Source organism: Aureimonas ureilytica, from assembly GCF_001475935.1.
Lineage (GTDB): Bacteria > Pseudomonadota > Alphaproteobacteria > Rhizobiales > Rhizobiaceae > Aureimonas > Aureimonas ureilytica_A.
This window is the reverse complement of the sequence record NZ_LDQA01000001.1, coordinates 200,011-211,997: the sequence shown is the minus strand read 5'-3', so window position 1 is coordinate 211,997 and position 11,987 is coordinate 200,011. Positions and strand designations below refer to the sequence as shown.

Below are 11,987 nucleotides of genomic sequence, written 5' to 3'. Positions count from 1 at the left end.
CAGCGAACTGCGGTGACGGGTTGGAAACGGGAGCATTGCAATGAACATGTATGCGGACGCTGGTCAGGCCAGCAAGGAAGCCATGGACAACGTCCTCAAGTCGATCTCCGCGATGACAAAGGGCTTCCAGCAGATCGCCGCCGAGACCGGTGACTTCACCAAGCGCAATTACGAGACCTCGACCAAGATGTTGGAAGAGCTCGCTCAGACCCGGACGCCCGACAAAGCGATCGAAGTCCAGACGAATTACATGAAGTCCTGCTACGAGGCTTGGGTCTCGCAGGCTTCGAAGATCAACGAGATCTACGCCGGCGTCGCTCGCGAGACCTTCAAGCCGTTCGAGAACAACCTGAACAAGGCGGCGAATTTCGCTCAGGACGCTTCGTATCAGGCGGCCTGAAACCTCCTTCCAACAACGAGCGAGAATGCACGAAGCCCGGCGCCAGCCGGGCTTTTTTTATGTTCTTCGGTGTAGAGCGATACCGCCTCTTGCGGCGACAGACCGAATCTTGTGGTGTCTGGGATCGCAAGGGTGGCGTTGAGAATTTCGGCTGCGGCGGGATGGCGTCTTAAAATGAGCCAGAGTGCACATACATATCAGCCGAAGGCGAAGGTGACGGCATTGAACGATATGGTCTTGAGGACAAGGACTCCGACATCGAAGGTCCGCCTACAGGCGGGTGATGACGACGGCGTCGGCAACGACCGGGGCACGTCCGTCATTACGCGTACGAAGCCGAAAACCAAACGACCCAATCTTTACAGAGTGCTTCTTCTCAATGACGATTACACTCCGATGGAGTTCGTCATCCACGTTCTCGAGCGGTTCTTTCAGAAGGACCGGGAGGCGGCCACGCGCATCATGCTCCATGTTCACAAGCATGGGGTGGGCGAGTGCGGCGTCTACACCTACGAGGTCGCGGAAACGAAGGTGACGCAGGTCATGGATTTCGCCCGTCAGCATCAGCATCCGCTTCAATGCGTGATGGAAAAGAATTGAGGTGAAGCTTGCCGACATTTTCTCAAAGCCTCGAAAAGTCGCTGCATCAAGCGCTGACCTACGCAAACGAACGCCATCAGGAATTTGCCACTCTCGAACATCTCCTCCTGGCCCTTCTGGACGATAAGGACGCGGCCAATGTCATGCGCGGGTGCAGTGTCGATCTTGACGCTCTGCGCTCGTCCCTGATCGAATATATCGATACCGAACTCGCCAATCTGGTGAACGGCAGCGACGACGATTCCAAGCCGACCGCCGGCTTCCATCGTGTGATCCAGCGCGCCGTGATTCACGTTCAGTCCTCTGGCCGGGACGAAGTGACGGGCGCGAATGTTCTCGTCGCGATCTTCGCCGAGCGTGAAAGCCACGCCGCCTTCTTCCTGCAGGAGCAGGAGATGACGCGATACGATGCCGTGAATTTCATTTCGCATGGAATTTCCAAGCGTCCTGGCGCGTCCGAAGGCCGCACCGTGCGCGGAACGGAGGACGAGCAGTCGGTCATGGGGAATGAGGACGAGGGGCGTCGCAAGTCGACGCAGGACGCTCTGACGGCGTATTGCGTCAATCTCAACGAGAAGGCGAAAACCGGGCGGATCGATCCGCTGATTGGACGCGCCAACGAGATCAACCGCACCATTCAGGTTCTCTGCCGCCGTTCCAAGAACAACCCGCTCTATGTCGGCGACCCCGGCGTCGGAAAGACGGCGATCGCGGAAGGTCTGGCCAAGCGAATCGTCGAAGGCGACGTCCCGGAAGTCCTGGCGGATGCCACGATCTTCTCTCTCGATATGGGAACGCTCTTGGCCGGCACGCGCTATCGTGGCGATTTCGAGGAGCGGTTGAAGCAGGTCGTCAAGGAACTCGAGGAGTTTCCAGGCGCGGTTCTTTTCATCGACGAGATCCACACGGTGATCGGGGCGGGGGCAACCTCCGGCGGCGCGATGGACGCGTCCAATCTTCTCAAACCTGCGCTGTCTTCGGGGGCGATCCGCTGCATCGGCTCGACCACCTATAAGGAATACCGGCAGTTCTTCGAGAAGGACCGGGCGCTCGTCCGTCGCTTCCAGAAGATCGACGTGGCCGAGCCCTCCGTCGAGGATGCGGTGGCCATTCTGAAGGGATTGAAGCCTTACTTCGAAGATTTCCACCATGTGAAATTTTCAAACGAGGCCATCCGTTCGGCCGTGGAATTGTCGGCCCGCTACATCAACGATCGGAAGCTGCCGGACAAGGCGATCGACGTGATCGACGAGACAGGCGCTTCGCAGATGCTGCTGCCCGAGCCCAAGCGCAAGAAGAGCATCGGGGTCAAGGAGATCGAGGCGACCGTCGCGACGATGGCGCGCATTCCGCCGAAATCGGTTTCCAAGGATGACGAAGAGGTTCTCTCGAACCTCACCGAGCAGCTGAAGCGCGTCGTCTACGGTCAGGACGCCGCCATCGAGAGCCTGACGACGGCGATCAAGCTGGCGCGCGCGGGCCTGCGCGAACCGGAGAAGCCGATCGGCTCCTACCTCTTCTCGGGCCCGACCGGCGTCGGCAAGACGGAAGTCGCCAAACAACTGGCGTCAGCACTCGGAATCGAGCTCCTGCGCTTCGATATGTCCGAATATATGGAGCGCCACACGGTCTCGCGGTTGATCGGCGCGCCTCCGGGCTATGTCGGCTTCGATCAGGGCGGCCTGCTGACGGACGGCGTCGACCAGCATCCGCATTGCGTGTTGCTGCTCGATGAAATCGAGAAGGCGCATCCGGATCTCTTCAACATCCTGTTGCAGGTCATGGATCACGGGAAACTGACGGATCACAACGGCAAGAAGATCGACTTCCGCAATGTGATCCTGATCATGACGACCAACGCGGGCGCGTCAGAGTCCCAAAAGGCCGCGATCGGCTTCGGCTCGACCAGACGGACGGGCGACGATGTGGAGGCGATCAACCGCCTGTTCACACCCGAATTCCGCAACCGCCTCGATGCGATCATTCCGTTCGGCCCGCTGCCCACGCCGGTGATCCACGAAGTCGTCCAGAAATTCGTGATGCAGCTGGAAGCGCAGCTTTCGGAGCGCGGCGTGACCTTCGAACTTCATCCCGATGCCATCGCATGGCTGGCGGAGAAGGGCTATGACGAGCACATGGGTGCACGGCCGCTCGGTCGTGTCATTCAGGAATATGTCAAGAAGCCTCTGGCTGACGAGGTTCTGTTCGGCAAGCTCAAGCGCGGCGGAACGGTCAAGGTCACGGTGGTGACGGACGAGGCGGGTGCCAAGAAGCTCGCGCTCGAAGCCATTGCGGACGAATCCTTCACCAAACCTCGCAAGGCCAGCGCAAAGCGAGCCAAGGTCGGACCGAACGGCGAAGACGTCATCGAAGAGGACGAGGACGAAGAGTTCGAACTCGACGACAATCAGGATGTTACAGAGTCCGGCGAGGCACAGGAGACCGTTCGTCCAGCTGACGAGCCCTCGTCTCGCAGTAGCAAAAGGACCGGAACCGTCCCGAAAATTCCCCGCAAGCCAAATTGATGGGTTAAAGAAAGGCCGCCTTCCGGGCGGCCTTTTTCATGTCGCCGCCCTGTTGATTCAATCGGGCGATGGCATGGACCCTTTGCAAGAACACGAACAGGACGAGACGCGGCTTTGGGTCCGGCGAGGAATTCGTCAGATCGTTTCTGCGCCGGCGCTGATTCTGGTGACGGCACATCTGGGTTTCGCCGGTCTGGCGCGCGATGCCGGGCTTAACTGGTTCGAGGCCTCGTTTATGGTCTTTTCGATCTGGGCGCTGCCGGCCAATCTCATCCTTCTCGGTTCGATCACCGCAGGCCTGTCGTTAGTGGCGACGGCTTTTGCTGTCGGGTTGTCTTCCCTGCGGCTGATGCCGATGGTCATGTCCTTGATGCCGGACCTTCGCGCGAAGCGAACACGAACGAGCACACTTCTTGTCCTGTCCCATTTTGTGGCGGTCACCGCCTGGGTCGTGGCGATGGAGCGCCTTCCCGATATTCCACGCCGCTACCGAACAGCGTTTTTCGCGGGGTTCGGCATCACGCTGACTGTCATCAACACGTTGATCGTCGCGTTCGCCTTCAATCTGATGGGTCAGTTTCCAGCGCTCGTCACTGGCGCCCTGGCTTTCTTGACGCCCGTTTATTTTCTCACATCGCTCTACGGCTCCGCGCGTGACGTGACCGGCCGGTTGGCCTTGTTTCTCGGGATGGTCGCCATCGTTCCAGCCAATCGGCTTGCTCCCGATTTCGACATTCTGATCGCCGGGATTGCGGCCGGGCTTGCGTCCCTTGTGATCGGTCGTCTCGTGGCGTCGAGGTCCCCTGAATGAGCCTCGATCTCAATTACGGCGCCATGGCCGCCCCATGGTGGCCCTTTGTGTTCATTCTTCTGGCGGGATGGTTGCCGACCGACATCTGGCGTTGGCTGGGTGTCCTGTCGTCGGGACGGATCAGCGAATCATCGCCGCTGATCATCGGCGCAAGGGCTGTTGCGACGGGGCTGGTCGCCGCCGTGATCGCTCGGCTCGTGCTATTTCCCGGTGGGTCGTCGCTGGCCGCGATCCCGGATTGGATCCGGATCGCGGCTCTGGGAGGAGGATTCTGTGCCTACCTCTGGCTCGGGCGTCAGACGCTCGTCGCCATCCTCGTCGCCGAGATCATCCTCCTTGGTGTGCCCTGGATGATGGGTATCATCTGATCTCTTAAGCCAGATGTTGGCGAATCCGTTCGGCTTGTTCGGCGAGAGCGGACGGGTCCGCCATCCCGGATGCGCCGTGCCCCTTGAGCACCAAACCTTCGTAGCGCGGGATCACATGGAAATGCAGGTGATAGACGGTCTGCCCGCCGGCCGCTTCATTGAACTGCATCACCGAAACACCGTCCGCACCGAAGGCTGACTTCGTGGCGCGTGCGAGACGAGCGACCTCGACCATCGCGGACTGAAGCGCTGCATCTTCGGCGTCGAGGAGATTGCGGGACGCTGACTTCGGGATGACGAGGCAATGCCCCTCGGATTGCGGCATGATGTCCATGATCGCAAGAACGGCATCCGTTTCGTAGATCTTCGTGCTGGGAATCTCTCCGCGTAGAATCTTCGCGAAAATATTAGTGTCGTCATAAGGCATCATGGCCAGCTCGAATCCTCCGGTTATGATCCGCCGATCTTAATTGCGAGGCGTAGCAGGTCTAGCTGCCGCCGTGCTCGCCATCGTCGTTTTTGCGGAAGGGCGTATGATCTGAGAGAAGCTCGTGCATTCGCTCGACATCCCGTCGTTCGCGCCGGAGATATTGTTCGACAGCGGCGCGCAAACCGGAATGGGCGATGTAATGCGCAGAATGCGTGGTGACGGGCTCATAGCCCCGCGCGAGCTTATGCTCGCCCTGCGCGCCCGCTTCCACGACCTCCAGCTTGTGCTCGATCGCGTAATCGATCGCCTGATGGTAGCAGACTTCGAAATGCAGGAAGGGATGCTCTTCGATGCATCCCCAATAGCGACCGAAGATGCGACCGGCGCCGACAAGATTGAGCGCACCGGCGATATACCGCCCTTCGCGCTTCGCCATCACCAGAACGACGCTTGGGCCCATGCGCTCGCCAAGAAGCGAGAAGAAGCGACGGTTGAGGTAGGGCCGACCCCACTTCCGGCTTCCCGTGTCCATGTAGAACGAGAAGAACGCGTCCCACGCACTTTCGGTCAGCTCTCGTCCGCTCAGGCGCTCGATGCTAATGCCGTTGTCCAGCGCGTCCCGGCGTTCCTTGCGCAGGCCCTTGCGCTTGCGGGACGCCAGGGTCTCCAGAAACTCGTCGTAACTGTCATAGCCGCGATTGACGAAGTGGAACTGCTGGTCGGTCCGATGCAGAAACTCGTCGTCCGACAGCGCGGCGAGATCGTCCGGCGTCAGGAAGGTGGCATGAGCCGACGAGACTCCCGCCGCCGCGACATAGCCCTTGATGGCTTGCGCCATCATATGCCGGCAAAGTCCTGTCTCGTCGCCGCTGCCGACCAGAAGCCTTGGGCCGGTCACCGGAGAAAAGGGTGCGCTGATCTGGAGCTTGGGATAATATCGCCCACCCGCCCGCTCGAAGGCGTCGGCCCAGCCATGATCGAAGACATATTCGCCCTGACTATGGCTCTTGAGATAGGCGGGCGCGACCGCGACGATCCGCCCCGAGTCATCGGACAGGGCAAGGTGCTGCACTTGCCACCCAGAGCGCGGCCCGACGCAGCCGGCATCCTCGAGGCAAGACAAGAATGCATGAGAGACGAATGGGTTGATCGTGCGGGCTGAGTCGACCTTGGCCAACCCGTCCCACAGCTCTGGATCGACGCTCGATATGGCGTCGATCACGCTCAGCGTCATGGTGCCTTGCGTCGGATCGACGCCGTCGCTGCCATCGTCCATAGGACCTCCACGTTTGAAGGAAGTCAGCGCGGCGGCGTAAATCCCTCGAATGTCATCTGATCCGCATGGAGCGAACTGCGCTCCACCTCGTCCGGTGTGCGCACCGTCCAACTGATGACCGGCGCGCCGCGTTCCGTACGAACCCAATCCACGAATGCGTTCGGAAGATGATGAACGTTATAGGACGTGAAGTCGCATCGACCGTCGAAAATCCGCCGATGCGCGTCCAGGATCTCCGGGCGGATCCCTTCGGCGGTCAAGCCGAGGGGATAGAGCCCCCTTAGATCATCGGACTGCTCCAGCAGCCAATGATCAAAGGACATGAAGGCGAGGGGGCCGTTATAATCTTGGGCCACCGCTGCGACCGTCCCGACGAACCCTTGGTCACTGGCTGGATCGATGCCCTTCAGCTCCACGATGAGGGGAACCTGGCCGCGCACGAGGGCCAACAGGTCCGCAAGACTCGGGATCGTGTCGGAGCTGGATCCCAGACGCAACGCCGATAGGGCATCGGCCGAGCGAGCGCGGATCGATCCCGCGCTACCCGTCAGCCGCTCGAGATTTTCGTCATGAAACACGACCGGCACACGATCGGCCGAGAGATGCACGTCGCACTCAATGGCGTATCCGGCGTCGATCGCGGCCTGAAACGCCGACATCGAGTTCTCGAAGACGGCAGCATTCCCGTCATGCAACCCCCGATGCGCGATCGGGCGCTCCTTCAGCCAGTCTGCGGTTAGCCCGGCCATGTCGCTCACGCGATCTCGAACAAGGCTTCGATCTCGACGGCCGCATCCATCGGAAGCGCGGGAACACCAACCGCCGAGCGCGCATGACGGCCGCGATCGCCCAGGATCTGAACGAGGAAATCCGACGCTCCGTTGGCGACCTTATGCTGATCGGTGAAAGCCGCATCGCTCGCCACGAAGACCGTGAGCTTTAGGAGGCGGCCGATCGATTCGAGCTCTCCGAGGGCGGCCTGCGCCTGCGCCAGGATATTGATTGCGCAGTAGCGCGCGGCAGCTTGGCCTTCCTCCACGGAAACGCCGGCGCCGAGCTTGCCCGCAACCGCGATCTTGCCGTCCGACAGGGGCAACTGACCCGATGTCTGGAGCAGGTTGCCAAACCGAACCCAGGACACATAATTGGCAGCCGGTGCGGCGGCCTGCGGCAGTTGGACACCTGCGTCGGCCAAGCGGCTGGCGATCGTGCTGGTCATGCGAATCCTCATCGGTTGATGCCTCGAAGCGACCGCTAGCAGGTTTTGGCCGAGCCTTCGATACGCGCCGAAGGCAATCTCTAGCGAAAGTTCGAACCGTATGTGGATCCGTCCCCTCATCCTCGGCGCCGTCCTCCAGACGGCTGCGCTCCTGCCGGCGACAGCCGCTGCTTTGCGTCCTCATGAGGCGGTCTACGATCTGATACTCGATCGCTCGGACTCGGACATCAGCGGAGCGCAGGGACGGATCGCCTTGCAATTGAAGCAGGATGCCTGCGGAGCGCTGAGCCTCGACTACCGGTTTCTGGTGCGCTTCCAGCAGGAAACCGAGACGACCATGACTGATCAACGCACGCTGTCGCGGGAGACGGTGAACGGCGATCGGTTCGAGTTCGAAACGCGGAGCACGATCGACGGAGCCGAGCAGGAGACGGTGCAGGGGAAAGCGGAGAACGGCCCGGGCGGAACCCGTATCGCCTACGAAAAGCCCGTGGCGCGGGAGGTCGAGATCGAACACGCGACCTTCCCTTTGCATCATACAGCTCAGATTATCGAGAAGGCCCAAATGGGCCAACGCATCTTCGAAACACGCCTGTTCGACGGCGACAACGAAGCCGACAAAGGTCTGACGACAACGGCCCTCATCGCCCCCTTCGTGGAGAAGCCGGCGGACAAGCCCAGCGAGGCGGTCGCCACCCAGTTGGCAGGCCTGAAATCCTGGCTAATCATCGAGTCCTACTACAACAAGGATAGCGATAAGGACGGAATGCCGATCTTCGAGACGCGCTACCGGCTTTATGAAAACGGGGTGTCCGACGACCTGAAGCTCGACTTCGGCAGCTATGCGCTCAAAGGGCACCTTTCGCACCTCAGCCTGATGGACGCTTCCTGTCCAACGACGCGATGACAGAGGCTCTCGCAATCCGGCTTCGGCCTTCCTATCTTGCTCAGCAGGGCGGGATGGTGTAAGCGCCCGCCTATTCCACACACGGATTTCGAGGATCGACGGTCCCAAGCGACCATTCTTTCTCGCCGGTGGCAGGTGTTTCCCTGCTTCTGTCCGTGGAGGTTCAACCGGTCAAAGGACAATTCCATGGCTCTGCCTGATTATTCCATGCGTCAGCTCCTCGAGGCGGGCGTCCACTTCGGACACCAGACTCATCGCTGGAACCCGAAGATGTCGCCCTTCATCTTCGGCGCACGCAACAACATCCACATCATCGATCTCGCGCAGACCGTGCCGATGCTGCACCGCGCGCTCCAGGCGGTGTCGGACACCGTCTCGCGCGGCGGCCGCGTTCTGTTCGTCGGCACCAAGCGTCAGGCTTCCGAGATCATTGCCGATGCGGCGAACCGTTCGGCTCAGTACTACGTCAACGCCCGCTGGCTCGGCGGTATGCTGACGAACTGGAAGACGATCTCGAACTCGATCCAGCGTCTTCGCAAGCTCGATGAGCTTCTGTCCGGCGAAGCCCAGGGCTTCACCAAGAAGGAGCGCCTCAACCTGCAGCGCGAGCGCGACAAGCTCGACCGCGCTCTGGGCGGCATCAAGGACATGGGCGGCGTGCCGGACATGATCTTCATCATCGACACCAACAAGGAGTCGATCGCGATCGACGAGGCCAAGCGTCTGGGCATTCCGGTCGTCGCCGTGGTCGATTCGAACTGCGATCCTTCCCGCATCGACTTCCCGATCCCGGGCAATGACGACGCCGCGCGCGCCATCTCGCTTTACTGCGATCTGATCGCTCGCGCAGCGGTCGACGGCATCGCCCGTCAGCAGGGCTCGATGGGCGTCGATATCGGCGCGATGGAAGAAGCGCCGATCGAGCCCGCGCTCGAAGAGGCTTCGGCCGAGACCGAAGCTTCCGCTGCGGCCTGATCGACCGAACGAACGAGCATCCCGGCGGTGCCTGCGCGCCGCCGAACCAAACGGCGCACCCTTCCTCAGAGGTTTGGTGCGCCAATTTTTTAAGACAGAGGCCAATTCATGACGATCTCCGCTTCGATGGTGAAGGACCTGCGCGAGAAGACCGGCGCAGGTATGATGGACTGCAAGACCGCGCTGGCCGAAACCAATGGCGACATTGAAGCCGCGATCGACTGGCTGCGCGCCAAGGGCATTGCCAAGGCAGACAAGAAGTCGGGTCGCACCGCGGCTGAAGGCCTCGTCGGCGTCGCGGCCGGCGACAACAAGGCCGTCGTCGTCGAAGTGAACTCCGAAACCGACTTCGTTGCTCGTAACGATGCGTTCCAGACGCTGGTTCGCAACGTCGCCCAGGTCGCTCTGGCGACGGACGGCACGGTCGACGCGGTTGCAGCCGGAACCTATCCCGCATCCGAGAAGTCGGTTGCCGACACAATCAAGGACGCGATCGGCACGATCGGCGAGAACATGAACCTGCGTCGTTCGGCGCAGCTCAGCGTGTCCAACGGCGTCGTGGCGACCTACATCCACAATCAGGTCGTTGAAGGCCTCGGCAAGATGGGCGTTCTGGTTGCGATCGAGTCGGACGGCGATAAGGCGGCGCTGAACGCGTTCGGTCGTCAGGTTGCCATGCATGTGGCCGCCACCAACCCGCTCGCTCTGGTCGAGACGGAAATCGACGCCGCGACGGTCGAGCGCGAGAAGGCCGTGTTCTCGGAGCAGGCCCGTCAGTCCGGCAAGCCGGACGCGATCGTCGAAAAGATGGTCGAGGGTCGTCTGCGCAAGTTCTACGAGGAAGTCGTTCTCCTCAAGCAGGCTTTCGTGATCAATCCTGACCTCACGGTCGAGAAGGCTCTTGAAGCCGTCGCCAAGGAAGCCGGCGCTCCCGCGAAGATCACCGGTTTCGTCCGCTTCGCGCTGGGCGAAGGCATTGAGCGCGAGCAGAGCGACTTCGCCGCCGAAGTTGCGGCGGCAGCTGGCAAGAAGTAAGCGGGAAGCCGCCTTTCTTTCTTCTTGTTCGATATTCGGGGCGCCCGCTTGAGAAGCGGGCGCCCTTCCTGTATCGCAAGCCGGCACCTCAATCAGGACACTTGCATGACCCTCCGTTTCAAACGCGTTCTTCTGAAAGTGTCGGGCGAGGCGTTGATGGGCCAGCAAGGTTTCGGCATCGATGTTGCCGTGGCCGACCGCATCGCAGGTGACATTCGCGAAGCGCGCGAACTCGGCGTCGAGATTTCGGTCGTGATCGGCGGCGGCAATATCTTCCGCGGCGTGGCAGTCGCGTCCAAAGGCGGAGATCGCGTCACCGGCGACCATATGGGCATGTTGGCGACCGTCATCAACGCACTGGCGCTGCGCACCTCGCTCACCAAGATTGGCGTCGACGCGATTGTTCTTTCGGCCATTGCGATGCCGGAAATCTGCGAAAGCTTCTCCCAGCGCGCCGCTTTGGCTCATGCGGAAGCGGGCAGGGTGGTGATCTTTGCAGGCGGCACAGGCAATCCTTTCTTCACGACCGACTCCGCCGCCGCCCTCAGAGCCGCCGAGATGGGCGCGCACGCCCTGTTCAAGGGGACGCAGGTCGATGGTATCTATTCCGCCGATCCCAAGTTCGTGCCGGACGCGACGCGCTTCGACCAGCTGACGCACGACGACGTGTTGAGTCGCGGCCTTGCTGTCATGGATGTGACGGCCGTGGCGCTGGCGCGTGAGAACCATATTCCGATCGTCGTGTTCTCGATCCACGAACAGGGCGAATTCACCCGGATCCTGACGGGCGGTGGCCGCTCCACAATCGTGTCCGACTAAAGTTCAGCGTACGAATAATTAGAGGAAATCCCATGGCTGCTCCGGATCTGAATGAATTGAAGCGTCGCATGGATGGCGCGGTCACCTCGTTCAAGGGCGATCTTGCAGGGCTTCGGACGGGCCGCGCTTCGGCAAACCTCCTGGACCCGATCGTCGTGACGGCCTACGGTTCGACCATGCCGCTCAATCAGGTGGCCAACGTAACGGTTCCCGAACCGCGTATGGTTGCCGTGTCCGTCTGGGACAAGGGCATGGTGGGTGCCGTCGAGCGTGCTATTCGCGAAAGCAGCCTCGGCCTCAATCCAATCACGGACGGTTCCACCCTGCGCATTCCGCTTCCCGAACTCAATGAACAGCGCCGCCGTGAACTCGCCAAGGTTGCCCATACCTATGCCGAGAATGCGCGTGTTGCCGCGCGCCATGTTCGCCGCGACGGAATGGACACCTTGAAAAAGGCGGAAAAGGACGGCGACGTCAGCCAGGACGATAGCCGCGTCACGTCTGACCGCATTCAGAAGATGACGGATGAAACCATTTCCGAGATCGATAAGGCGCTTTCCGTAAAGGAAGCTGAAATCATGCAGGTCTAGTTTTCGGTCGATCCCAATAATCTAGACGGCAG

General features: G+C 60.9%; 14 protein-coding genes. 10 read left to right on the top strand and 4 right to left on the bottom strand.

Annotated elements, in window-relative coordinates:
• Positions 1–40: 40 nt before the first annotated feature.
• The 5 genes from NS365_RS00940 (at position 41) to NS365_RS00920 (ending at position 4,704) form a co-directional block, all read left to right on the top strand.
• A complete protein-coding gene (locus tag NS365_RS00940; RefSeq protein ID WP_058598392.1) occupies positions 41–400 on the top strand; it encodes a phasin family protein in 360 nt (119 codons plus the stop codon).
• A gap of 231 nt (positions 401–631) precedes the next feature.
• Complete coding sequence (gene clpS, locus NS365_RS00935; RefSeq protein WP_058598465.1) at positions 632–1,000, top strand: ATP-dependent Clp protease adapter ClpS; 369 nt, start codon at positions 632–634, stop codon at positions 998–1,000.
• Between the two features lie 8 nt (positions 1,001–1,008).
• Positions 1,009–3,525 carry an ATP-dependent Clp protease ATP-binding subunit ClpA gene (gene clpA / locus NS365_RS00930; RefSeq protein ID WP_058598391.1) on the top strand — a complete coding sequence of 839 codons (2,517 nt, stop codon included), beginning with the start codon at positions 1,009–1,011 and terminating at the stop codon, positions 3,523–3,525.
• A 73-nt stretch (positions 3,526–3,598) separates the two neighbouring features.
• Positions 3,599–4,336 carry an AzlC family ABC transporter permease gene (locus NS365_RS00925; RefSeq protein ID WP_058598390.1) on the top strand — a complete coding sequence of 246 codons (738 nt, stop codon included), beginning with the start codon at positions 3,599–3,601 and terminating at the stop codon, positions 4,334–4,336.
• Entirely contained in the window at positions 4,333–4,704 is a 372-nt protein-coding gene (locus tag NS365_RS00920) for an AzlD domain-containing protein (RefSeq protein ID WP_058598389.1), read from the top strand. Before NS365_RS00925 ends, NS365_RS00920 begins: the two co-directional genes overlap by 4 nt.
• A 4-nt stretch (positions 4,705–4,708) precedes the next feature.
• Here the strand turns inward: NS365_RS00920 and NS365_RS00915 are convergent, their stop codons facing one another.
• From NS365_RS00915 to NS365_RS00900, 4 genes are read right to left on the bottom strand one after another with little or no spacing between them, the layout of a single operon-like run.
• Positions 4,709–5,134, bottom strand: coding sequence for an HIT family protein (locus NS365_RS00915; protein WP_058598388.1), 426 nt, complete (start codon positions 5,132–5,134; stop codon positions 4,709–4,711).
• 58 nt (positions 5,135–5,192) lie between these two features.
• Positions 5,193–6,410 (bottom strand): GNAT family N-acetyltransferase, encoded by a 1,218-nt coding sequence (locus NS365_RS00910; RefSeq protein ID WP_058598387.1) that lies wholly within the window; start codon positions 6,408–6,410, stop codon positions 5,193–5,195.
• A gap of 23 nt (positions 6,411–6,433) precedes the next feature.
• The gene (locus NS365_RS00905; protein WP_058598386.1) at positions 6,434–7,159 is read right to left on the bottom strand and encodes a glycerophosphodiester phosphodiesterase; all 726 of its coding nucleotides are present in this window, start codon (positions 7,157–7,159) and stop codon (positions 6,434–6,436) included.
• A gap of 5 nt (positions 7,160–7,164) precedes the next feature.
• Complete coding sequence (locus tag NS365_RS00900) at positions 7,165–7,629, bottom strand: RidA family protein (protein ID WP_058598385.1); 465 nt, start codon at positions 7,627–7,629, stop codon at positions 7,165–7,167.
• 100 nt (positions 7,630–7,729) lie between these two features.
• Here NS365_RS00900 and NS365_RS00895 point away from each other — a divergent pair, with 100 nt between their 5' ends.
• The 5 genes from NS365_RS00895 to frr all read left to right on the top strand — a co-directional run bounded on the left by NS365_RS00895 (position 7,730) and on the right by frr (position 11,955).
• Entirely contained in the window at positions 7,730–8,536 is an 807-nt protein-coding gene (locus tag NS365_RS00895) for an EipB family protein (RefSeq protein ID WP_058598384.1), read from the top strand.
• Positions 8,537–8,722: 186 nt separating this feature from the next.
• Complete coding sequence (gene rpsB / locus NS365_RS00890; protein WP_058598383.1) at positions 8,723–9,511, top strand: 30S ribosomal protein S2; 789 nt, start codon at positions 8,723–8,725, stop codon at positions 9,509–9,511.
• A 108-nt stretch (positions 9,512–9,619) separates the two neighbouring features.
• Positions 9,620–10,546 carry a translation elongation factor Ts gene (gene tsf / locus NS365_RS00885; RefSeq protein ID WP_058598382.1) on the top strand — a complete coding sequence of 309 codons (927 nt, stop codon included), beginning with the start codon at positions 9,620–9,622 and terminating at the stop codon, positions 10,544–10,546.
• A 105-nt stretch (positions 10,547–10,651) separates the two neighbouring features.
• Positions 10,652–11,365: a UMP kinase gene (gene pyrH, locus NS365_RS00880; RefSeq protein ID WP_058598381.1), complete on the top strand. Its 714-nt coding sequence runs from the start codon at positions 10,652–10,654 to the stop codon at positions 11,363–11,365.
• 32 nt (positions 11,366–11,397) lie between these two features.
• Complete coding sequence (frr, locus tag NS365_RS00875) at positions 11,398–11,955, top strand: ribosome recycling factor (protein WP_058598380.1); 558 nt, start codon at positions 11,398–11,400, stop codon at positions 11,953–11,955.
• The last annotated feature ends 32 nt before the right edge of the window (positions 11,956–11,987 follow it).